This is a genomic window from Enterobacter cloacae (genome assembly GCF_013375935.1).
Classification (GTDB): domain Bacteria; phylum Pseudomonadota; class Gammaproteobacteria; order Enterobacterales; family Enterobacteriaceae; genus Enterobacter; species Enterobacter pasteurii.
The window spans coordinates 3,823,329-3,843,546 of the sequence record NZ_CP056117.1 but is presented as its reverse complement, the minus strand read 5'-3'; the positions used below and the strand labels follow the sequence as shown (position 1 = coordinate 3,843,546).

Sequence of the window (20,218 nt, the reverse complement as noted above, 5' to 3'; positions counted from 1 at the left end):
GAGATGGCAGAATTGCCGGACAGAGATAAATTGCTGCGCAACTTTGGGCGTTGCGCAAACTGGGAAGAGAAATACCTTTATATCATCGAACTGGGTCAGCGCCTGCCGCCGCTCGGCGAAGAGGCGCATAACCCGGACAACATCATTCAGGGCTGCCAGAGCCAGGTGTGGATCCTGATGCGGCAGAATGACGACGGGGCGATAGAATTTCAGGGCGACAGCGACGCTGCCATCGTAAAGGGGCTGATTGCCGTCGTGTTTATTCTTTATCACCAGATGTCGGCGCAGGATATTGTCGCCTTTGACGTCCGCCCGTGGTTTGAAAAAATGGCCTTAACCCAGCACCTCACTCCGTCCCGCTCCCAGGGGCTGGAAGCGATGATCCGCGCTATCCGCGCCAAAGCCGCAATCCTTAGCTAAACTTACAGAACAGCATTCATTCTGTTTCGCGGGGTGGTTTCCACCTCGCTGGTTTTTCAGCTTTCTGGCGTTCTGCCAGTGAATAAGGAATCTCAGCATGAAGCGCGCGTCTCTAATAACTCTATTACTCCTCGGTTCGCTCGGTGCGCTTAATTCAGCCCGGGCGGTTGATTATCCTTTGCCGCCTGCGGGCAGCCGCCTGATTGGGCAAAATCAGACGTACACCATTCAGGAAGGGGACAATAAACTCCAGGCGATCGCCCGCCGGTTTAATACCGCGGCGCAGCTTATTCTTGAAGCGAATAATACCATTGCGCCGGTAAACCCTGCGCCAGGTACGGCGATCACCATCCCGTCCCAGATGCTGCTCCCGGACACCGAGCGAGAAGGCATCGTGGTGAACCTGGCGGAGCTGCGTCTTTACTTCTACCCGCCGGGTGAAAATATCGTGCAGGTCTATCCGCTGGGCATTGGTCAGCTTGGGCTGGAAACGCCGGTCAGCACCACTCGCGTGAGTCAGAAAATCCCTAACCCAACGTGGACGCCCACAGCGGGCATCAGAGCACGCTCTCTGGCGCAGGGTATTAAACTGCCGCCTGTGGTACCCGCAGGGCCAAATAACCCGCTGGGGCGCTATGCGCTGCGTTTAGGCATCGGGAAGGGGGAATATCTCATTCACGGTACCAGCGCGCCGGACAGCGTAGGGCTGCGCGTTAGCTCTGGCTGTATGCGAATGAACGCGCCGGATATTAAAGCGCTGTTTGAAAACGTGCGCGTCGGAACGCGGGTACAGATTATCAATGAGCCGGTTAAATTCTCCGTAGAGCCGGACGGTAAACGCTATATCGAAGTCCACAGGCCGCTGGCGCAGGTCGAAGGGGAAAACCCTCAGACGGCATCGTTCACGCACTCTGCGGCGTTCACCGCGTTTGCAGGGGAGGCGGGCAGCGATAAAACGCTTATTGATAAGGCGCTGTCTCGCAGGGCAGGTATCCCGGTAGCCGTATCAGCGGGCAATGCGCCATCTTCAGGCAGTGCGGTCCTGTCGGTGCAGAACAGTCGGGTATCAGCGGCGGTCGTGGAAGGCGAAGGTGAGAAGGTAACGCAGTAGGCGGTTTGACGCAGACAAAAAAAAATGGCGCACAATGTGCGCCATTTTATTAACAGGTACTATTACTTACGGTATTTAGTAGCCTGGTTGTCCAGACGCTGGTTAGCGCGAGCTGCGTCGTCTTTAGCAGCCTGAACGTCGGAACGCATTGCGTTCACGTCGTTGCTCAGCTGGTCAACTTTAGCGTTCAGAGTCTGAACGTCAGAAGACAGCTGATCGATTTTAGCGTTGCTGGAGCAACCTGCCAGCAGAGTAGAACCCAGGATTACCGCGCCCAGTACCAGTTTAGTACGATTCATTATTAATACCCTCTAGATTGAGTTAATCTCCATGTAGCGTTACAAGTATTACACAAACTTTTTTGGGTTGAGAATATTTTTTTGATGGGATTACGCCTATTTTTGATCGTTCGCTCAAAGAAGCAACGAAATCGGCAGTTTTGACGAAAAAGCTATGTTAAAAAAGGCATTTTTCATCGGATTCATCTTAGATAATTCGCGATTAAATAGAGAAACCCGATTTGCTTTTTGAATAGTTCTGGTTAAAGGTGGGAATAAAAAAAGCGTCCCGCAGGACGCTTTTTAACAAAAATATAATTTGTTCGGGAAATATTACAGCACGTGAACAGATGCGGTGTTAGTTGTGCCGGACGGAACCAGAGCACCAGAAACCATTACCACAACGTCGCCTTTCTGTGCCAGGCCGCGGTCAACCAGCTCCAGAGCCACTTCTTTACCCAGACGATAGAAATCATCGGTAGAGGCAATTTCTTTCACCAGGTGTGGGATCACGCCTTTGCTCAGCACCAGCTGACGCGCGGTGGTTTCGTTGGTGGTCAGCGCCAGAATGGTCGCGTCCGGGAAGTATTTACGCACCGCGCGAGCAGATTTACCACCCTGCGTCGCAACCACAATCAGTGGCGCTTCCAGTTTCTCAGCGGTTTCTACCGCGCCACGGCACACGGCTTCGGTGATGCGCAGTTTACGGCTGTCGTTGTTGTAATCCAGGCGGCTCTTCATCACGCGGTCGGTACGCTCACAGATGGTCGCCATGATGCTGACCGCTTCCAGAGGATATTTACCTTTAGCAGACTCGCCAGAAAGCATTACCGCATCGGTACCGTCGAGGATGGCGTTAGCCACGTCGCCGGCTTCTGCGCGGGTAGGGCGTGGGTTTTTGATCATGGAGTCCAGCATCTGCGTGGCGGTGATAACCACCTTACGCGCGCGAACACACTTCTCGATCATCATCTTCTGCGCGAATATCACTTCTTCAACCGGGATTTCAACGCCCAGGTCGCCACGCGCAACCATGATACCGTCAGAAGCTTCGAGGATTTCGTCGAAGTTGTTCAGGCCTTCCTGGTTTTCGATTTTGGAGATGATCTGGATCTTCTCGCCGCCGTGCGCTTTCAGGTGCTCGCGGATTTCAACTACGTCAGAACGCTTACGGATAAAGGACGCCGCAACGAAGTCAACGCCCTGTTCGCAACCGAAGATCAGGTCTTGCTTGTCTTTTTCAGCCAGCGCCGGCAGCGCAATAGAAACGCCCGGCAGGTTAACGCCTTTGTTTTCGCCCAGGTCGCCGTTGTTCAGCACTTTACAGATAACCTTGTTACCTTCGATGGCGGTAACTTCCATGCCGATCAGGCCGTCATCCACCAGAACGGTGTTGCCGACAGACAGATCGCTGGTAAAGCCTTCATAGGTTACTGCAACGATTTCGTTATTACCTACCACGGACTTGTCGGTGGTGAAGGTGAAGGTCTGGCCCGCTTTCAGCGAAACGTCGTTACCGCCTTCCAGCTTAATGGTACGGATTTCAGGACCTTTGGTGTCGAGCAGGATCGCGGCTTTTTTACCGGTTTTGCTCATGACGTTGCGCAAGTTCTGGATACACTGACCGTGTTCAGCATAGTCACCGTGGGAGAAGTTCAGACGCATCACGTTCATGCCGGCATCCAGCATTTTGCTCAGCATCTCTTCGGATTCGGTTTTCGGGCCGATAGTACAAACAATTTTCGTCTTTTTCATGACAGTCTTAGTCTTTAAGTTGGGAAGGATATGGAAATCTCGCTCCGGGGGCGCACCGCCGCGGAGTCAAACCTGTGTTGCGAAAGAGTCTATGACACGCACTAAGAATAGGTGACATCACATGAGCGTGCAGAAGAAAGTGTGCCTGAGTGCCAGCCCAACGAAGGAGAGGAGAAGTTGTACGTTGTTTTTTGTATTCCAAGCGCTGAAACCATTCACCAGGGATTTGGCGCGCATTATACGCTGATTCACAGCAAAAAGGAAAATGGAAACGGTGTTTCAAAAACAATCTGTGCAGATTCACATAAGTTTGTTATCAAGGCGTTAAGGCATAATGTCATCTTATGACGGCAGGCGGTACGCCCGCCGTCTTTTGCTCACTTTTCCAGCGCCTGCTGAAGGTCCGCGATCAGATCGTTTGCATCTTCAATTCCCACCGACAGGCGGATGAGCTGCGGCACAATGCCGTTCGCAAGCCGTTGCGCGAGGGGAATGGAGGCGTGGGTCATGCTGTAGGGCTGGCTCACCAGGCTCTCCACGCCTCCCAGGCTTTCTGCCAGGGTAAAAAGCCTCAGGCTGCGGATCGCGTCTGTTGCGCGTTGCGCATCTCCCTTTATTACTACGGAAATCATGCCGCCCGGTAGCGCCATCTGGCGGCGGGCAAGCGCGTGCTGCGGGTGTGACGCCAGCCCGGGATAGAACACGCTTTCAACCTGCGGATGCTGCTCCAGCCATTGCGCAATCGCCAGCGCGTTGGCGCTGTGCTTTTCCATACGCAGGGAAAGGGTGCGGATCCCCCGCAGGGTCAGGAAGCTGCTGAACGGATCCAGAACACCGCCAACCGCGTTTTGCAGATAGCCGAGGCGCTCCGCCAGCTCCTTATCGGCCCCGACCACCGCCAGCCCGGCGACCACGTCGGAATGGCCGTTGAGATATTTGGTGGCGGAGTGCACCACGATGTCAAAACCCGATGCCAGGGGGCGATGAATGACCGGGGAGGCGAAGGTATTATCCGCCACGCTGATGACGTTATGGCGCCGGGCGACGTCCGCAATGGCCGACAGATCGGCCAGCTTCAGCAGCGGGTTGGTCGGCGTTTCTACCCAGATCATCCGGGTGTCCGGGCGAATGGCGGCCTCAAGACCGGCCAGATCGTCCGGCTTAACCCAGCTCACCTGTAGCCCGGCGCTACGCTTGCGGACGTTTTCAATCAGGCGATACGTACCGCCATAAACGTCATCAATGGCGACAATATGGCTGTCTTTGTCCAGCAGCTCCAGCACGGTGGAGATGGCCGCCAGGCCGGAGGCAAACGCGTATCCGCGCGTGCCGCCTTCCAGTTCGGCGATGGCGGTTTCCAGCGCGTGGCGGGTCGGGTTGCCGCTGCGCGAGTATTCATAGCCGGTGTGCTCACCCGGCGACGGTTGCGCAAACGTCGAGGTGGCGTAAATCGGCGGCATGACGGCGCCGTGCCGATCGCGATACTCGCCGCTGTGTACGCTGAGGGTTGCCAGATTTTTCATCGTTTGTTCCTTTATTTTTGCAGACGGTTGCGCCACGCGGTGAGAACGTCGCTGCGCGTAATCAGACCCAGAAAGCGGTCCTGGTCATAGATAATGGCGACCAGGCCACGGTCAAAAATGGCGTGCAGCGCGCTCTCCGGCGCCTGCTTATCCAGAGACTCGACCTGCCGGGTCATGGCCGCCGTCACGGGGAGGGAGAAGCGTTCCCCGTCTCCGCCGATGTGCCGGAGCAGGTCCCATTCGTCAACGATGCCGATGACCTTATCGTTATCGAGCACCGGCAGCTGCGAGATGTCGTACAGGCGCATGCGGGCCAGCACGGTGGAAAGGGTGTCATCCGGCACGGCGGTGACCGTCGCGCCTTCATCATGCCGCAGGGCGATATAGTCGGAGAGATCGCCTGCCCGGGGGCGCGAGATAAGTCCCTGCTGGCGCATCCAGTCGTCGTTGAACATCTTTGAGAGATATTTATTGCCGCTGTCGCACGCGAAGGTGACCACGCGTTTCGGCGTAGTTTGTGCCTGACAGTATTTCAGCGCCGCCGCCAGCAGCGTGCCGCTGGAGGAGCCCGCCAGGATCCCCTCCGTTTTCAGTAGCTCACGCGCGGTGGCGAACGCTTCGCGATCGGTAATGCGCCAGGCGCGCTCCACCCCTTCGATATGCGCCAGCGGGGGGATAAAGTCCTCGCCAATCCCTTCAACCAGCCACGACCCGGCATCGTGATAGCGCCCGGTCTCGACCTGGTCCGCCAGCACCGACCCGGCCGGATCGGCAAGCACAAATTCCGTCTGCGGCGAGCGTTCAGCGAACCACGCCTGCAGGCCGCCCAGCGTACCGCCGGATCCGACGCCGACGACGATGGCGTCGATTTGCCCGTCAAGCTGTGCAAAGAGTTCAGGAGCGGTAGTGGTGCGGTGCGCCAGCGGGTTGGCCTCGTTATTGAACTGGTCAATATAAAACGCGCCAGGCACCTCGTTCGCCAGGCGCCGGGCGTAATCCTGGTAATAGGCCGGATGGCCCTTGTTCACATCTGAGCGGGTCAGCACAACCTGCGCGCCCAGCGCCCGCAGGTGGAAAATCTTCTCGCGGCTCATTTTGTCCGGCACGACCAGCATCAGCGCGTAGCCTTTCTGCGCGGCAATCAGCGCCAGTCCCAGCCCGGTATTCCCCGCCGTGGCTTCAATAATGGTGCCACCGGGCTGAAGCCGCCCCGTACGCTCGGCTTCATTAATCATCGACAGCGCGACGCGGTCTTTGATCGAGCCGCCGGGGTTCTGGTTTTCCAGCTTGAGGAACAGCGAGCAGGGGCCGGTATCAAGCTTGTGCAGCTGCATAACCGGCGTGCGGCCAATCATTTCGGTGACGGAGTGGTAGATCGTCATGGTTATTTCCTGTCAGGAGGTCATGACCGGATGATAGGACCATGAAAATTGCTCAATAAAGAACGTTTCACCAGGTTTTAGAACGGAAAGGAATATTCATTATGTTTTCAGACGCAAGGACAGCGAGACGTAAAGTTGTCTGGATGTGGGGATGGCTATACGCGCTAAAAATGCTGTAAAAATAGACGATTTTATCGGATGCCGCCGGGCTGCTATGCGTCTGGCAGATAACCATTTCTGATATTCATCTAAGCGTTTCCCGCCAGCCGCTCTGCTGCTTATTTCCTGACGTTATATGAAATTCCTTTTTGGTCATTTAAAAGCTGATAACGGCTGTTTACTATCTTTTGGACATCCATACTGCTAAACCGCTATATGCGAATCGGATAACCCATAAGAATGATCGTACTCAGCAATATTTCGAAGGTTTTTGAAAACGGAAAGGCGTCGCTCACCGCCGTTGATAACGTCAATCTGACGATAGAGCAGGGACAGATTTATGGAATTATCGGCTACAGCGGGGCCGGAAAAAGCACGCTGATCCGCCTGCTGAACGGGCTGGAAAAGCCGAGCGCCGGAAGCGTCACCATCAACGGACAGGATATCTCCGCCGCAAAAGGGGAAGCGCTGCGTCAGGCACGCCTGAAAATCAGCATGGTGTTCCAGCACTTTAACCTGCTCTGGTCGCGCACGGTGCGGGAAAACATCGCCTTTTCAATGCAAATTGCCGGTGTGCCAAAAGCGCAAATTCAGGCCCGCGTCGCCGAGCTGGTGGAGCTGGTCGGCCTGAAGGGGCGCGAGAATGCCTACCCGTCGCAGCTGAGCGGCGGGCAAAAACAGCGCGTAGGGATTGCCCGCGCGCTGGCCAACCATCCGGACGTGCTGCTGTGTGACGAAGCGACTTCCGCGCTGGATCCGCAGACCACCGATCAGATCCTCGATCTGCTTCTGGACATTAACCGCCGTTTTAACCTGACCATCGTGCTGATCACCCACGAGATGCACGTGGTGCGCAAAATCTGCGATCGCGTGGCGGTGATGGAGAACGGCAGGGTGGTGGAAGAGGGAGACGTGCTGAGCGTATTTACGCATCCGCAGCAGCCGATCACCCGTCAGTTCGTCCGTCAGGTAAGCCAGTACGCCGAAGACGAAACCTTTAATACGGAACTGGCAACCGGGCTGGAAGGCACGGTCATCAGGCTGACCTTTACGGGACACAGCACGCACAGGCCGATCGTGGGTGAACTGACCCTGCGCTACGGCCTGCCGTTTAACATCCTGCATGGAAAAATGACGCAAACCGCCCACGGCGTTTTCGGGCAGCTCTGGGTGCACGTGGTGGCCTCCGATGAACAACTGAACAATATCCTCGCCGACCTGAAGCAAAGCGATATTGAAGGCGAGGTAATTAAGCATGGCTGAACATCTTTTTCCGCACCTGAAGTGGGATCAGCTGTGGGCTGCAACGCAGGAGACGCTCTACATGACCGCGCTTTCGGGCGTGGCGACGTTTATTCTGGGGATCGCGCTTGGTCTGGCGCTGTTTTTAACCGCCCGCGGCGGGTTGTTCCACAACCGCACGGTCTACAGCGTGATTTCGATAGTGGTGAACGTGTTTCGTTCTATCCCGTTCATCATACTCATCGTCCTGCTGATCCCGTTCACCAAGACCATCGTGGGCACCATTCTTGGCGCCAACGCTGCGCTGCCCGCCCTGATTGTTGGCGCCGCGCCGTTTTACGCCCGCCTGGTCGAGATTGCCCTGCGTGAGGTGGATAAAGGGGTTATTGAAGCCACGCGCTCGATGGGCGCGCGGCTGAGCACGCTCGTGTTTCGGGTTTTACTTCCGGAATCTTCACCCGCCCTGGTGTCAGGGATGACGGTGACGCTGATTGCGCTGGTGAGCTACAGCGCAATGGCAGGAGTCATAGGTGCCGGCGGCTTGGGAAACCTGGCTTACCTGGAAGGATTCCAGCGCAACCATGGTGACGTCACGCTGGTGGCAACGGTGACCATTTTAATCATCGTTTTCATTATCCAGTTCTGCGGCGATGTCATCACATCACTGTTAGATAAACGCTAATAAATACACACAGGAACCATCATCATGAAAAAAACGCTGACGCTGATCGCCGCAGCCACCCTGAGCGCCCTGAGCTTCGCCTCCTGGGCTGACACCCTGACCGTGGGCGCGTCCAACACGCCGCACGCCGAAATTCTGGAGCAGGCAAAGCCGATTCTGGCGAAGCAGGGTATCGATCTGGAGATTAAACCGTTTCAGGACTACATTCTGCCCAACACCGCGCTGGCCGGACGCGACATCGACGCTAACTACTTCCAGCACGTTCCTTATCTGAACAGCGTGCTGAAAGATCACGCGGGCGATAAGGAGTATGATTTCGTGAGTGCGGGCGCGATCCACATCGAGCCAATCGGCATTTATTCCAAAAAATACAAATCGCTGAAGGATCTGCCGGAGGGCGGCAAAATCATCATGCGTGACGCGGTTTCCGAGGAAGGCCGAATTCTGTCTATCTTCGAAAAAGAGGGCGTGATCAAGCTCAAGCCAGGCATTGATAAAGTGACCGCGCGGATCAGCGATATCGTTGAAAACCCGAAAAAGCTGCAGTTTACCCCTAACGTTGAAGCCTCCCTGCTGCCGCAGATGTACAACAACGACGAAGGTGCGGCGGTGGTGATCAACGCCAACTACGCCATCGATGCAGGCCTGGATCCGGTACACGACCCGATTGCGGTTGAGAGCGGTGAAAACAACCCGTACGCTAACATCATTACCGTCCATCGCGGAGACGAGAAGAAGAAAGATATCGTCGCGCTGGTGAACGTGCTGCACTCCAAAGAGATCCAGGACTGGATCCGCACCAAATACAAAGGCGCAGTGATCCCGGTAAATAACTAATCACCTGATTTTTAAGATGAAGCCCGGCGGGAAATACGCCGGGCTTCTTTTTTGTATCCAGCCGACGAATCATTTAAGCTGACGCTTTAGGGCAACGGAGTGATGACAATGGGCAATGTGACCAAAGACGAAGCGCTGTATCAGGAGATGTGCCGGGTGGTAGGCAAGGTCGTTCTCGAAATGCGTGATTTAGGCCAGGAGCCGAAGCATATTGTCATTGCGGGCGTATTGCGTACCGCGCTGGCGAACCAGCGCGTTAAGCGCAGCGAGCTGACAACCAAAGCGATGGAAACGGTGGTAAAAGCGCTGTCCGGCCACGACGCCAGCGCGTCGTGAGTTACTCAGATCCCGCATATCAACAGCCATTATTGTTATTTCCCCTTCATGGCTAACGCGTGCTTAACTGAGTTCCGGTTAAGCGAGAAGGGTAATGACGATGAAAAAGTGGATAAGCACGTTACGGCGGTTTTTTGCGGCCCGACCAGCGAGTGCGGAGAACAGCGCGCAACGTGTTCTTGAGTCAGTATTGCCCGTCGCCAGCCTGTACGGCGTGGACGTAGCCAACATTGACCCGGAGTGGTTCAATGATAAAACGTCACGCTGAACTGCGCCGGACGCGCGAAACGTACTGGAATGAGCTGTGCGTGATGCGTGTAAAGCAGGGATGAGCGGAAAAATACGCGGGTAAATCCTCGGTAAACCGCAGCCGTTTTGCTACCACTATCTCCTCTCAACGATGGAGATAATAATGAAACGGACAGTATTAACCCCGGCACATTCTGCCACCGCTTTACTTATTGCCATGCAGGCGGCACACGCCGGGCCACAGGCGCACGTTGTCTGCGCTTACTCCCACACCCTCGGCGACGATGCCATTATGATGTACGGCATGCCCAACGAGGCCATGCTGCACGACTTCTTTGGCAACGAGCAGGCGGATGCTTACGCCAGCCGTGAATCGCTGCGCGCGCATGAAAAGACCACCTGCGATAACAAAGCAGACGGTTCGGCCTACTGGGCCCCATCGCTCAAGCTGCCTGACGGAACGGTGGTTAAACCCGCCTATCAAAAAACCTATTATCAGGCATCGAACGTTGACGCCTGGCCGCTGCACCCTTTCCCGGCGGGGCTGTCGCTGCTGGCAGGCGATCATCATGGTACCGCGCCGAACCCACATATCACCTTTCTGTGCGCCAACGGCAGGGGCTACACCACCAAAACGGGTGAGGTTTGCGGCCTGCGCAAGGCGAACGATGCCGTGCAGTTTAATATCGGCATTCAGTTCCCGAACTGCTGGGACGGGGTAAACCTGAAGCCCGCCCACGGCCTGGCCAACGCCACCTACGATACCAGAGGGCAGTGCCCGTCCGCCTTCCCGGTAAAAATCCCGACCGTTAACATGAATGTTGCGTACGTGCTACCGACGATCGACTCTCTGGATACCAGCAAAGTGCAGCTTTCCCTCGATCCAATCATGCACGGAGACGAGCGCGAAGAACGGTGGGGAAGCCTGTATACGGCTCATGCTGACTTTATGAACGGCTGGACGGAAGATGCCGCGCGCTTTATGACCGACCTGTGCATGAACCGCGGAATGGATTGCGGCACCACCGTTCCGTATGGTTATTCGAAACCGAAGGCCAACGTCTGGCTCAGCAGCCTGGAGCCAGCGCTTTCCCAGCCGGATCCGCAGGTTCTGCTGGTACAGGATAACTGGAAGAACGGCGGTCGCACGCGCAACAGCGAAACGCTGTCGCTGGTGAAGTTCCGCATTCCGCCGCTGCCTGCCGGGCAGGACCCCTCGCAGTTTAAATACCGCGTGCGTATCTATGGCGGGAAAGTAGAAACTAACGGCGCGGACCAAATCTTCTTCTATCCGGCGAGCAACGACTGGGATCCGGCCAGCGTGAGCTGGCATTCGCGACCGTCCTGTAACTACCGTTCGGATGCGATACTTTACCTGAACCACTCCCGGGAATACCGGATGGTGGATGTCGATAAAGCGGTGCGCAAGGCGCTGGCAGAAGGCAAAACCGAGATCTCATGGTACATCGGCGGCGATCGTCAGGGAAACCACTATCAGTTTGACGCGGCATCCTCCCCACGGGGCCCGATCCTCATGCTGACCGGTTTTAGCAGAACGCCGGAGATCTGATAACGTCCGCGTTTTTTTGTTCTCATCAGCGTTAACTGGTAATGTCGACAGCCTGAATGACTGCGCCCGTTAACGCTATGAGCTTAAAAAAGATGATAAAGCGCAGCATCGCTGCATGGGTGGCGGTCTGCCTGATAAGCGGTGTGCTGCTGTATGCGGAACAGATACGTCGCCAGTACTGGGAGCGCGATCGCGAGTTTACGGCACGCTATTCGGCGATCGGCGCGGTGCTGACGCAAAACGAATCGGTGCTTCCGCTTTTGAGCGGCGATGAAGATATCACCGCGTTACGCAAAAAGTTTCCTTCTGTCCTGGCCCTGGAAAAAACCGCGGGGCGTGCGCTGGACGCCCCGCGCGTGGAGCCGTTTAGCGGGGTGCGGTACTGGTTATACAATCCCTGGCGGCAGATACGCGTGCTGGTCGACCTAAGCGCGCTGGTTCCCGCGCGCCATAGCTTTGCGCAGCTGCATCTTAACGTCACGAACGGCGATGGTCCGCCATCCTCCGGCGCATTCTGGCGCTGGCAGCGCGCTTTCCCGCAGCATACCCAGCCCTTCGTTCTTACAGCCGAGGCAGAGCCTGACTGGTTCAGCGTTTCCCTGCTGCCTTACCTGCTGCTCTTTCTGACGTGGGGGGGGTAGCGATTGCGGGCGTGGGAAGCGTGCTCTGGCAGCGCAAACAGCGGCAGCAGGCCGAGCAGCGCGCCCGCTATTATCAGCATGCCAGGCTTAACACGCTGGGGGAGATCACCGCGGGCATTGTCCATGAAATTAACCAGCCGCTTACCGCCGTGCAAACCTGGATCCAGGGGGCGCAGCGACAGCTCGAGGCTAATCCGCAGGCTGTGCCGCAGGCGCTTGCGGCCGCGCTGCTGCAAACGCAGCGCATCAGCGCCCTGCTGACGCGTTTTCGCGAGCATGTGGTACAGGAGAAGGTGTCCCTGCGCGAAACCGATCTGGTGCAGTGCTGGCAGCAGGTTGAGAGCCTGCTGGAGCACGAGCGCAAATCGAACCGTATCGCGGTCATCCACGCGTTTGCAGCGGACGCCACGACCGTGCTGGCAGACAGGCTCTGGCTGGAGCAGGTACTGCATAACCTGCTCAGCAATGCGATTCAGGCTCAGCAGGAGAGCACGCACGGCTGGGTGCGGATCGACAGCCAGAAAAACGAGAAGGGCATTCTGGTCACGCTTACCGACGGCGGGCCGGGATTTAGCCCGGAGGCCCTGCAAAACGCCTTTATGCCCTTCTTTAGCGGACGCCCCGGCGGAACGGGGCTGGGGATGACGTTAACGGAAACGCTAATAACCCGCATGAACGGCTCGATCGCGCTGGGCAACGCCCCGCAGGGCGGGGCGCAGATCCGGCTGCAGCTGGCAAAAGGTAAGGAGACAAAGCATGAATAAGGTGGTCTGGCTCATCGATGACGATGAGTCCATCAGGGAATCATTGACGTTTTTACTCTCAGGAATGGGCTGGCAGGTTAATGCATTCGAGAGCGTAGATGCCTTTACGCTGGCGCACGGCGGCGAAACGGCGCTTGTCGGCTGTCTGCTGCTGGATATGCGCATGCCGGGCAAGGGCGGGCTTGCCTGGCTGGAAGAGGGGGAATGGCCCTGGCCGCTGCTGCCGGTCGTTATCATGACCGGGCACGGAACGGTCGACGCCTGCCGTCGCGCGTTTCGCAACGGCGTGTTTGAGTTCTTCACCAAACCCCTGGACGCCGACAGGCTTATCGAAACGGTTGGCATGGCTTTCGAAGAGAGCCTGCGGCGATCTGCCGCCTGGCAGGATATCTCGCGGATTAAAGCGCGATTTGAACAGCTAACCGCGCGGGAGCACGAGGTGCTGAGCGTGCTGATGGAAGGATGCAGCAACAAAGAGGCGGCTGCGCGTCTTAACCTCTCCCCGAGGACCGTGGAAGCGCACCGCGCGGCGGCGTTTGCCAAGCTTGGCGTCAGCAGCCTGGTTCAGGCGAGCCGGGAATATGACAAATTGCAATCCGTATAACTACCAGGTGGAGTGCGTAATCAACCGAATTACGCGTAGACGCGCGCTTCAGTAATCTCGGGTTGTCTCCCAACACTCGAGGAAGTGCAATGAAAAAAGTATTGATGGTGGCGGCACTGGTCGCGGGTAGCGTAAGCCTGGCTGCACGGGCGGATGCGCTGAATCAGAAAAGCCTCTCTCTGGCACAGGCTAACGCGCTGGCAACGTCTGCCGTTCAGGCCTGTATGGCAAAGCACTATCAGGTTACGGTGACCGTGGTTGACCGCGCAGGGGTTGTTAAGGCAGTGCAGCGCACGGATAACGCTGGCCCACATACGGTAAAAGCCAGCGAAATGAAGGCCTATACCGCGCTGAGTACGAAAAACGCGTCAGGTAAGGTAATGGAAGCTGCACAGACTAACGCGGGCGCGCAGAATATGCGTGATGTTCCCGGCTTCCTGCTGCTGGCGGGTGGTTTACCGATAAAAGAGGGCGATGAGGTGATTGGGGCGATTGGCATCGGCGGCGCGCCGGGCGGTCATCTTGATGAAGCCTGTGCCCAGGCGGCCATTGACGGGGCCGGACAGTAATTCATAAAAAAAGCACCGGCATGGCCGGTGCTCTGTATTCAGATCTTGCAGGCATCGCCGCAGTCGTCATCGGCGACGATCGCCTGGGCTTTTTTATCCGCGTCGTCAAGACGTTCCGCGTTACGCTCTTCTGCTTCATCCAGCCCGTTAAAGACTAAGTTATCGAGATCAATTTCCATGTGGCACCTGCGTTTTCAGTTTTTGATACCGGCAGAGTATAAGCCAAAAAAACCGGGCAGTGCACCTCGCAGCACATAAGGATAATCCCTGCCATACTCAGAGCTTTATTGCTGAGGAAAGCTGATGATTACGCTCTGTAAAACCTGCGGTACCGCTTACGATGAACAGCCCATTAACTGTCCAGTTTGCGACGATGAGCGTCAGTATGTCCCGGTAACGGGGCAGGCATGGATAGATTACAACAGCCTTATTACCACGCACGTAAACAAATGGCAGCAGCTGGAGCCCCATCTGTTCAGCATCAAAACCGTACCGTCCTTTGCCATCAACCAGCGGGCAATCCTGCTGCGCACGCCGCACGGCAATATCTTGTGGGACTGCATCGCCAACCTCGATCCGGCCACCAGAACGCTGGTTGAAGCGCTCGGCGGAATTAGCGCGATCGCGATTTCGCATCCGCATTACTACACCACCATGCAGGAGTGGGCCGGGGCGTTTAACGCACCGATCTACCTTCACGCCAGCGATCGGCAGTGGGTAATGCGCGACAGCCCGGCGATACGCTTCTGGGAAGACGACGCTCTTGAAATTATGCCGTCAGTGACCCTGCTGCGGCTTGGCGGCCATTTTGCCGGCGGCACGGTGCTGCACTGGCAGTCGGGGGAGGGCGTGTTGCTGGCGGGGGACATTTTGCAGGTTACGCCGGGTAAAGACGCCGTGTCGTTCATGTGGAGCTATCCGAATATGCTGCCGCTGCCTGCCAGCACCGTCGAGTCCGTGACCCGCAGGCTTACGGGGAAAAAGTTTGCGCGCCTGTACGGGGCGTTTGAGGGGCAAAACATAGCGGCGAACGCGGATGAGATAGTCCAGCGGTCGGGCCAGAAATATATTGCTTGTCTCCGCTAAGGCACGGTGGTTAAATTTTACGAGTGTGATCGCGATCATACCTAAACTAAAACAGATAAAAGAGAAATGGCTATGCAACATATCATTGAAGGTTTTCTCAGCTTTCAAAAAGAGATTTTCCCGCAACGTAAAGAGCTCTTTCGTAGTTTAGCGTCCAGTCAGAATCCCAAAGCGCTGTTCATCTCCTGCTCCGACAGCCGTCTGGTCCCGGAACTGGTTACCCAGCAAGAGCCAGGACAGCTCTTTGTCATTCGAAACGCCGGCAATATCGTGCCTCCGTTCGGGCCGGAGCCAGGCGGTGTCTCTGCGACAATCGAGTACGCGGTGGTGGCGCTGGGCGTAACCGACATCGTTATCTGCGGCCACTCAAACTGCGGTGCGATGAAGGCGATTGCTGATAACGCCGATCTGGAGCCAATGCCGGCCGTTTCCCACTGGCTGCGCTATTCCGATGCGGCAAAAGCGGTGGTAGAGAAGAAAGCCTGGGATAAGCCGATCGACAAAGTGAATGCGATGGTGCAGGAGAACGTTTTTGCGCAGCTGAGCAACATCAAGACCCATCCGTCCGTGGCGGTAGGCCTGCGCAACAACGCTATTCGCCTGCACGGCTGGGTGTATGATATTGAAAGCGGCAAAATTCTTGCCCTGGACAAGAACACCAAAACGTTCGTATCGCTGTCGGAAAACCCGGAAGTGTACTTCGAGTAATCCGACGCTCAGGGCAGGGATGCCTTGTTAATACTCCGCAAAAGGTAACCTGCGGCGCACTCCCGACGCGGGATTTACCGCCGCCTTCGCCATCGCCTGACCAATTTCAGCACACTCTGACAACCCCTGTACAAACGGACGATCGTGCATCAGCCACGGAATCGCCCCGAAGGCTATACGCCCGCGCAGAGACGCTGGTGCCAGCAGCGTGTAGTCTTCCCCAACGTCCGGTATCTCATCGCCGGTTTCCTCAAGCTGTTTGCGCAGCGTCGGGAAGGGAATATGCTTATTTTTGAGCGGCTTTTGCCCGCGCGCGTCGATAAACACGTCAAAGCGATAACTCTTTTCTTTCGTGGTGATGACGGTTTGATCGCTGCCGATATCCAGATCGTAATCATCCCCGAGCGTAACCACGCTAACAATCCCCGCTTCACGCAGCGCCAGCAGCCGGCGGATAGACTGCGGGGGTATAGCGGCATAGTTATCAATAAACACGCGTTCCAGCCCGGACTTAAACCGCGCTCTGTCCCGTTCGTTCAGTAAAGGGACAATCGCCTGAACCACCTCATGCAGGCGTAGCACGGTGTAGCGCCAGGCGACGGTACGTTTTTCGCGCTTATTTCGCTCCACTTCTTTAAGGTTCGCTTCGGCCCATGTGAACGGCCCGTGCTTTTTGCGATCCTCAAACCAGACATCGCGAAGCGTGTCGGCATTCAGCGTGCTTAGGGAGATTGCCCGGCACCACTGCGGATCGGCACGCTCAAGCTCTTTCACCATCAGCGCAAAAATGCGGTCAAGCAGTCCGTCCGGCCCTTTTGCTATTTCGCTCTCAGCCACGGCCTCGGTTAATACGGACAGCGGCTCGTAAGGGATGGGGCAGTAAAAGTCGGCCTCCGGCAGCACGCCGGTGCGGGACATCAGCACGATTTTTAACGCCTCGCTGCCCTTATTCAGAATGAACTGCTCCCCGGTAAACTGACCATGCTGCATCACGACCGCCATGGCCGCGTCCAGCCCGCTGAGGGACGTGCCCATGATCCCCACTTCGCAGGGGCGGATCTCCGCGTCCATCAGTCCTGACCATGGGCTTGGGAAAAAGGTGCGGGTGGCTTCCTCTTCATCCGGCCAGACGTGACCGGTGGCGACCACGGCAAGATCAAACCTCCTGGAGAACGGAGCATCGTTCACTGAAAGAGCCACGCCGTCTGCGTCAGCCTTGATATCCGTGACTTCAGCGTTGGGATGAACCTCGACGTGAAATCCCGCCTTTTTTGCCTCTGCGACAACGGCAAGAAACCGATCGTGAAAATATTCACCCAGCAAAACGCGCGGCAGGAACTGCCGGTCGTGCAGCGTCTCTTTGTCGACGCCATAGCGGGCAAGGTGAGCTGCATTTTGCTGCTTTAGCCAGTCGAGGTAGCTGATAAAAATGGGCGGGATTTCAATACTGGCGATATTCGCCAGCATCAGCCGGGAGTTATCCTCATCGCTGTAGGGCATACCGACGCCGGGCTGGTCTGCTTTCTCAAACACGGTGACGGACAGTGGCGCTGCGTTGCCAAGAAGAGAGTAGAAGGTGTAAATCCCTGTTGGGCCTGAGCCGATAATGGCAATTTTTTTCATCGAAAGCGTTCCTGCGTTTCTGAACCATATAACAAGCGTAGCAGGAGAAAGGCTAAGTCATTCAATGAAGGGAGAAATTAAGATATTCAGAAGAGGAAATTTGCACCATTTCAGAACTGAAATGGTGCGTCCGAGTGGACTCGAACCACCGACCCCCACCATGTCAAGGTGGTGCTCTAACCAACTGAGCTACGGACGCAGAATGGTGCGTTCAATTGGACTCGAACCAACGACCCCCACCATGTCAAGGTGGTGCTCTAACCAACTGAGCTATGAACGCAACGTGTTGTCGGTGACAACGGGGACGAATATTAGCGGCACAGCACCATGGTGGCAAGAGGGAAAACGCATTTTTCTCTCTGATTTCACGCGATTGCTTCATTACCGCGCAAAGTGAAGAGAAAGTAGCCGCCATCCGGCGGCTACCGCGTGTTTAACGTGCAGCGCGCTGCAAAATCACCGCGGACGGCTGACGTTGCAGGAAGCGCATGCGCAGCATCATCATAATGGCCGCCGAGGTTAAGCCGATGATAAAGCCCATCCAGAACCCAGCTGGCCCCATGCGGTCTACGACCAGATCCGTCAGCGCCAGAATGTACCCGCAGGGTAAACCGAGCACCCAGTACGCAATAAAGGTGATAAAGAAGATGGAGCGCGTATCTTTATAACCGCGCAGCACGCCGCTGCCGATGACCTGGATGGAGTCAGAGATCTGGTACAGGGCAGCCAGCAGCATCAGGTGCGATGCGAGCGTCACCACCTCCGGATTATCGTTGTAGAGCAGGGCGATTTGCTCTCTCAGCAGCACGGTGAAGAGCGCGGTACAGACCGCCATGCAGACGCCGACGCCCAGCCCGGTGCGGGCCGCCGTTTGTGCATCCAGCGTTGAGCCTTGTCCCAGACGGAAGCCCACGCGGATCGTCACCGAAGCGGCCAGCGACATCGGCAGAACGAACATCAGCGAGCTGAAGTTCAGGGCGATCTGGTGACCTGCCACGTCAATAATGCCCAGTGGCGAAACCAGCAGGGCGACGACGGCAAACAGCGTCACTTCAAAGAACAGCGCCAGCGCAATAGGCAGACCCAGCTGGGTAAGGCGGGTCATCATCGACCAGTCAGGCGTGCTGAAGGCGGTGTCGTTACGAATGTCGCGCATGGAGCGTGCATGTTTGATGTAGGTGAGCATGCAGCCAAACATCACCCAGTACACCGCTGCCGTCGCCACGCCACAGCCTACGCCGCCGAGTTCCGGCATGCCAAAATGGCCGTAGATGAAGATGTAGTTCACAGGAATGTTGACCAGCAGGCCGATAAAGCCCATCACCATGCCCGGTTTGGTTTTTGCCAGCCCTTCACACTGGTTGCGCGCCACCTGGAAGAACAGATAGCCGGGCGCGCCCCAGAGCAGGGCGCGCAGATAACCTACCGCCTTATCCGCCAGCGCCGGGTCGATATTATGCATAGCGCGGATGATATACCCGGCGTTCCACAGGACAATCATAATCAGAATGGAGGCAATCCCGGCCAGCCAGAAGCCCTGGCGAACCTGATGGGCCACGCGCTCGCGTCGGCCAGAGCCGTTGAGCTGCGCAATAACTGGCGTCAGCGCCAGCAGCAGGCCGTGGCCAAACAGAATGGCCGGAAGCCAGATTGAGGTTCCGATCGCCACGGCGGCCATATCGGTGGCGCTGTACCCACCGGCCATCACCGTATCCACAAATCCCATTGCGGTTTGGGCTACCTGCGCGACGATCACCGGTATTGCCAGTGCCAATAACTGACGCGCTTCGATCATATACTTCTGCACGTGAACACCTTTGTATTGTAGTTATTTGAGAGACTAAAAAGGCCGCCGTAACTGGCAGCAAGAAGAAAAAACAGAGGGATGCCAGCTATTGTAGCGGGGTTTAACTAATTATCTAGTGAAAAAAACGTCAGAAATTGCGCATCGCTGGCAACCTGTTTTTTCAACTGTTATTGTGGTGGGATTAAACGGCGTAATCGCCGTCCGGAATGAACAGGAGCTGTAAGCATGTTTACTGGTATTGTGCAGGGCACTGCCAAAGTGGTGTCCATTGATGAAAAACCAAATTTCCGTACTCACGTGGTTGAGCTGCCTGAATATATGCTCGACGGCATCGAAACCGGTGCGTCGATTGCGCATAACGGCTGCTGCCTGACGGTAACCGAAATTAACGGTAACCGGATCAGCTTTGATTTAATGAAAGAGACGCTGCGCATTACCAACCTCGGCGAGCTTGCGCCGGGCGATATCGTAAACGTCGAGCGTGCGGCTAAGTTTAGCGATGAGATTGGCGGGCATCTGATGTCGGGCCATATTATGACCACCGCAGAGGTGGCGAAAATTGTCACCTCGGAAAATAACCGTCAAATCTGGTTTAAGGTGCAGGATCCGTCATTAATGAAATACATCCTCTATAAAGGATTTATTGGCATCGATGGGATTAGCCTGACCGTAGGTGAAGTGACGCCAACGCGTTTTTGCGTGCATTTAATTCCTGAAACGCTGCAGCGCACAACGCTCGGAGCAAAAAAGCTGGGGCAGCGCGTGAATATCGAAATTGATCCCCAGACCCAGGCGGTCGTGGATACCGTTGAGCGCGTGCTGGCGGCGAAAGAGGCGGCGATAATAAAGGCCGTGGAAGAAGAATAAAAAAT

At 56.3% G+C, this 20,218-nt stretch carries 21 protein-coding genes, 2 tRNA genes and 1 pseudogene; 14 read left to right on the top strand and 10 right to left on the bottom strand.

What is annotated here, in order from left to right; genetic code table 11:
* The first annotated feature begins 3 nt into the window (after positions 1-3).
* Complete coding sequence (gene sufE / locus HWQ14_RS18005) at positions 4-420, top strand: cysteine desulfuration protein SufE (protein ID WP_176610537.1); 417 nt, start codon at positions 4-6, stop codon at positions 418-420.
* Positions 421-517: 97 nt separating this feature from the next.
* Complete coding sequence (ldtE, locus tag HWQ14_RS18000; protein ID WP_176610536.1) at positions 518-1,531, top strand: L,D-transpeptidase LdtE; 1,014 nt, start codon at positions 518-520, stop codon at positions 1,529-1,531.
* Positions 1,532-1,593: 62 nt separating this feature from the next.
* Here ldtE and lpp read toward each other — a convergent pair whose 3' ends face one another.
* The 5 genes from lpp to HWQ14_RS17980 all read right to left on the bottom strand — a co-directional run bounded on the left by lpp (position 1,594) and on the right by HWQ14_RS17980 (position 6,469).
* The gene (gene lpp / locus HWQ14_RS17995; RefSeq protein ID WP_001082307.1) at positions 1,594-1,830 is read right to left on the bottom strand and encodes a murein lipoprotein Lpp; all 237 of its coding nucleotides are present in this window, start codon (positions 1,828-1,830) and stop codon (positions 1,594-1,596) included.
* Between the two features lie 312 nt (positions 1,831-2,142).
* Positions 2,143-3,564 (bottom strand): pyruvate kinase PykF, encoded by a 1,422-nt coding sequence (gene pykF / locus HWQ14_RS17990; RefSeq protein WP_176610535.1) that lies wholly within the window; start codon positions 3,562-3,564, stop codon positions 2,143-2,145.
* 7 nt (positions 3,565-3,571) lie between these two features.
* Positions 3,572-3,868 carry a hypothetical protein gene (locus tag HWQ14_RS23535; RefSeq protein ID WP_420712926.1) on the bottom strand — a complete coding sequence of 99 codons (297 nt, stop codon included), beginning with the start codon at positions 3,866-3,868 and terminating at the stop codon, positions 3,572-3,574.
* Between the two features lie 73 nt (positions 3,869-3,941).
* Positions 3,942-5,087, bottom strand: a complete 1,146-nt coding sequence (locus tag HWQ14_RS17985) for a trans-sulfuration enzyme family protein (RefSeq protein ID WP_176610534.1) — start codon at positions 5,085-5,087, stop codon at positions 3,942-3,944.
* 11 nt (positions 5,088-5,098) lie between these two features.
* Complete coding sequence (locus tag HWQ14_RS17980; protein WP_176610533.1) at positions 5,099-6,469, bottom strand: pyridoxal-phosphate dependent enzyme; 1,371 nt, start codon at positions 6,467-6,469, stop codon at positions 5,099-5,101.
* Positions 6,470-6,868: 399 nt separating this feature from the next.
* Between HWQ14_RS17980 and HWQ14_RS17975 the strand changes: the two genes are divergently transcribed.
* The 9 genes and pseudogenes from HWQ14_RS17975 (at position 6,869) to HWQ14_RS17935 (ending at position 14,122) form a co-directional block, all read left to right on the top strand.
* On the top strand, positions 6,869-7,891 hold the full coding sequence (locus HWQ14_RS17975) for a methionine ABC transporter ATP-binding protein (protein WP_176610532.1): 1,023 nt from the start codon (positions 6,869-6,871) through the stop codon (positions 7,889-7,891).
* On the top strand, positions 7,884-8,552 hold the full coding sequence (locus HWQ14_RS17970; protein WP_176610531.1) for a methionine ABC transporter permease: 669 nt from the start codon (positions 7,884-7,886) through the stop codon (positions 8,550-8,552). The genes HWQ14_RS17975 and HWQ14_RS17970 overlap by 8 nt, the downstream gene beginning before the upstream one ends.
* Before the next feature lie 24 nt (positions 8,553-8,576).
* Positions 8,577-9,389: a MetQ/NlpA family ABC transporter substrate-binding protein gene (locus tag HWQ14_RS17965; protein ID WP_176610530.1), complete on the top strand. Its 813-nt coding sequence runs from the start codon at positions 8,577-8,579 to the stop codon at positions 9,387-9,389.
* Between the two features lie 108 nt (positions 9,390-9,497).
* On the top strand, positions 9,498-9,725 hold the full coding sequence (fumD, locus tag HWQ14_RS17960; RefSeq protein ID WP_176611225.1) for a fumarate hydratase FumD: 228 nt from the start codon (positions 9,498-9,500) through the stop codon (positions 9,723-9,725).
* A 100-nt stretch (positions 9,726-9,825) separates the two neighbouring features.
* On the top strand, positions 9,826-9,993 hold the full coding sequence (locus HWQ14_RS17955) for a hypothetical protein (RefSeq protein ID WP_176610529.1): 168 nt from the start codon (positions 9,826-9,828) through the stop codon (positions 9,991-9,993).
* A 144-nt stretch (positions 9,994-10,137) separates the two neighbouring features.
* A complete protein-coding gene (locus tag HWQ14_RS17950) occupies positions 10,138-11,544 on the top strand; it encodes a DUF1996 domain-containing protein (protein WP_176610528.1) in 1,407 nt (468 codons plus the stop codon).
* A gap of 56 nt (positions 11,545-11,600) precedes the next feature.
* Positions 11,601-12,949 (top strand): annotated as a pseudogene (locus HWQ14_RS23530) (sensor histidine kinase).
* Positions 12,942-13,553, top strand: coding sequence for a response regulator transcription factor (locus tag HWQ14_RS17940; protein ID WP_176610527.1), 612 nt, complete (start codon positions 12,942-12,944; stop codon positions 13,551-13,553). Before HWQ14_RS23530 ends, HWQ14_RS17940 begins: the two are co-directional and overlap by 8 nt.
* Positions 13,554-13,642: 89 nt before the next feature.
* Positions 13,643-14,122, top strand: coding sequence for a GlcG/HbpS family heme-binding protein (locus tag HWQ14_RS17935; RefSeq protein ID WP_176610526.1), 480 nt, complete (start codon positions 13,643-13,645; stop codon positions 14,120-14,122).
* A gap of 38 nt (positions 14,123-14,160) precedes the next feature.
* Here HWQ14_RS17935 and HWQ14_RS17930 read toward each other — a convergent pair whose 3' ends face one another.
* The gene (locus tag HWQ14_RS17930) at positions 14,161-14,301 is read right to left on the bottom strand and encodes a hypothetical protein (RefSeq protein WP_003857665.1); all 141 of its coding nucleotides are present in this window, start codon (positions 14,299-14,301) and stop codon (positions 14,161-14,163) included.
* A gap of 124 nt (positions 14,302-14,425) precedes the next feature.
* On the opposite strand from HWQ14_RS17930, the gene HWQ14_RS17925 reads away from it, so the two are divergent.
* Both HWQ14_RS17925 and HWQ14_RS17920 read left to right on the top strand, forming a co-directional pair.
* Positions 14,426-15,208 carry an MBL fold metallo-hydrolase gene (locus tag HWQ14_RS17925; protein WP_176610525.1) on the top strand — a complete coding sequence of 261 codons (783 nt, stop codon included), beginning with the start codon at positions 14,426-14,428 and terminating at the stop codon, positions 15,206-15,208.
* Between the two features lie 72 nt (positions 15,209-15,280).
* On the top strand, positions 15,281-15,916 hold the full coding sequence (locus HWQ14_RS17920; protein WP_148418947.1) for a carbonic anhydrase: 636 nt from the start codon (positions 15,281-15,283) through the stop codon (positions 15,914-15,916).
* A gap of 27 nt (positions 15,917-15,943) precedes the next feature.
* On the opposite strand, the gene HWQ14_RS17915 is transcribed toward HWQ14_RS17920, so the two are convergent.
* The 4 genes from HWQ14_RS17915 to mdtK form a co-directional block, all read right to left on the bottom strand.
* Positions 15,944-17,539, bottom strand: coding sequence for an FAD-NAD(P)-binding protein (locus tag HWQ14_RS17915; RefSeq protein WP_176610524.1), 1,596 nt, complete (start codon positions 17,537-17,539; stop codon positions 15,944-15,946).
* Between the two features lie 122 nt (positions 17,540-17,661).
* Positions 17,662-17,738, bottom strand: a tRNA-Val gene (locus HWQ14_RS17910).
* A 4-nt stretch (positions 17,739-17,742) separates the two neighbouring features.
* Positions 17,743-17,819: transfer RNA gene (locus tag HWQ14_RS17905), tRNA-Val, on the bottom strand.
* 153 nt (positions 17,820-17,972) lie between these two features.
* Positions 17,973-19,346 (bottom strand): MdtK family multidrug efflux MATE transporter, encoded by a 1,374-nt coding sequence (gene mdtK, locus HWQ14_RS17900; RefSeq protein ID WP_176610523.1) that lies wholly within the window; start codon positions 19,344-19,346, stop codon positions 17,973-17,975.
* A 225-nt stretch (positions 19,347-19,571) separates the two neighbouring features.
* On the opposite strand from mdtK, the gene HWQ14_RS17895 reads away from it, so the two are divergent.
* On the top strand, positions 19,572-20,213 hold the full coding sequence (locus HWQ14_RS17895; protein WP_148418941.1) for a riboflavin synthase subunit alpha: 642 nt from the start codon (positions 19,572-19,574) through the stop codon (positions 20,211-20,213).
* The last annotated feature ends 5 nt before the right edge of the window (positions 20,214-20,218 follow it).

Excerpts from the sequence above, each read along its gene's own strand:
- ldtE (WP_176610536.1), top strand. The coding sequence starts at position 518 with ATGAAGCGCGCGTCTCTAATAACTCTATTACTCCTCGGTTCGCTCGGT.
- HWQ14_RS17915 (WP_176610524.1), bottom strand. The coding sequence starts at position 17,539 with ATGAAAAAAATTGCCATTATCGGCTCAGGCCCAACAGGGATTTACACC.
- HWQ14_RS17930 (WP_003857665.1), bottom strand. The coding sequence starts at position 14,301 with ATGGAAATTGATCTCGATAACTTAGTCTTTAACGGGCTGGATGAAGCA.
- HWQ14_RS17940 (WP_176610527.1), top strand. The coding sequence starts at position 12,942 with ATGAATAAGGTGGTCTGGCTCATCGATGACGATGAGTCCATCAGGGAA.
- pykF (WP_176610535.1), bottom strand. The coding sequence starts at position 3,564 with ATGAAAAAGACGAAAATTGTTTGTACTATCGGCCCGAAAACCGAATCC.
- sufE (WP_176610537.1), top strand. The coding sequence starts at position 4 with ATGGCAGAATTGCCGGACAGAGATAAATTGCTGCGCAACTTTGGGCGT.
- HWQ14_RS17950 (WP_176610528.1), top strand. The coding sequence starts at position 10,138 with ATGAAACGGACAGTATTAACCCCGGCACATTCTGCCACCGCTTTACTT.
- HWQ14_RS17980 (WP_176610533.1), bottom strand. The coding sequence starts at position 6,469 with ATGACGATCTACCACTCCGTCACCGAAATGATTGGCCGCACGCCGGTT.
- HWQ14_RS17985 (WP_176610534.1), bottom strand. The coding sequence starts at position 5,087 with ATGAAAAATCTGGCAACCCTCAGCGTACACAGCGGCGAGTATCGCGAT.
- HWQ14_RS17920 (WP_148418947.1), top strand. The coding sequence starts at position 15,281 with ATGCAACATATCATTGAAGGTTTTCTCAGCTTTCAAAAAGAGATTTTC.
- HWQ14_RS17895 (WP_148418941.1), top strand. The coding sequence starts at position 19,572 with ATGTTTACTGGTATTGTGCAGGGCACTGCCAAAGTGGTGTCCATTGAT.
- fumD (WP_176611225.1), top strand. The coding sequence starts at position 9,498 with ATGGGCAATGTGACCAAAGACGAAGCGCTGTATCAGGAGATGTGCCGG.
- HWQ14_RS17965 (WP_176610530.1), top strand. The coding sequence starts at position 8,577 with ATGAAAAAAACGCTGACGCTGATCGCCGCAGCCACCCTGAGCGCCCTG.
- HWQ14_RS17955 (WP_176610529.1), top strand. The coding sequence starts at position 9,826 with ATGAAAAAGTGGATAAGCACGTTACGGCGGTTTTTTGCGGCCCGACCA.
- lpp (WP_001082307.1), bottom strand. The coding sequence starts at position 1,830 with ATGAATCGTACTAAACTGGTACTGGGCGCGGTAATCCTGGGTTCTACT.
- HWQ14_RS17975 (WP_176610532.1), top strand. The coding sequence starts at position 6,869 with ATGATCGTACTCAGCAATATTTCGAAGGTTTTTGAAAACGGAAAGGCG.
- HWQ14_RS17970 (WP_176610531.1), top strand. The coding sequence starts at position 7,884 with ATGGCTGAACATCTTTTTCCGCACCTGAAGTGGGATCAGCTGTGGGCT.
- HWQ14_RS17935 (WP_176610526.1), top strand. The coding sequence starts at position 13,643 with ATGAAAAAAGTATTGATGGTGGCGGCACTGGTCGCGGGTAGCGTAAGC.
- HWQ14_RS17925 (WP_176610525.1), top strand. The coding sequence starts at position 14,426 with ATGATTACGCTCTGTAAAACCTGCGGTACCGCTTACGATGAACAGCCC.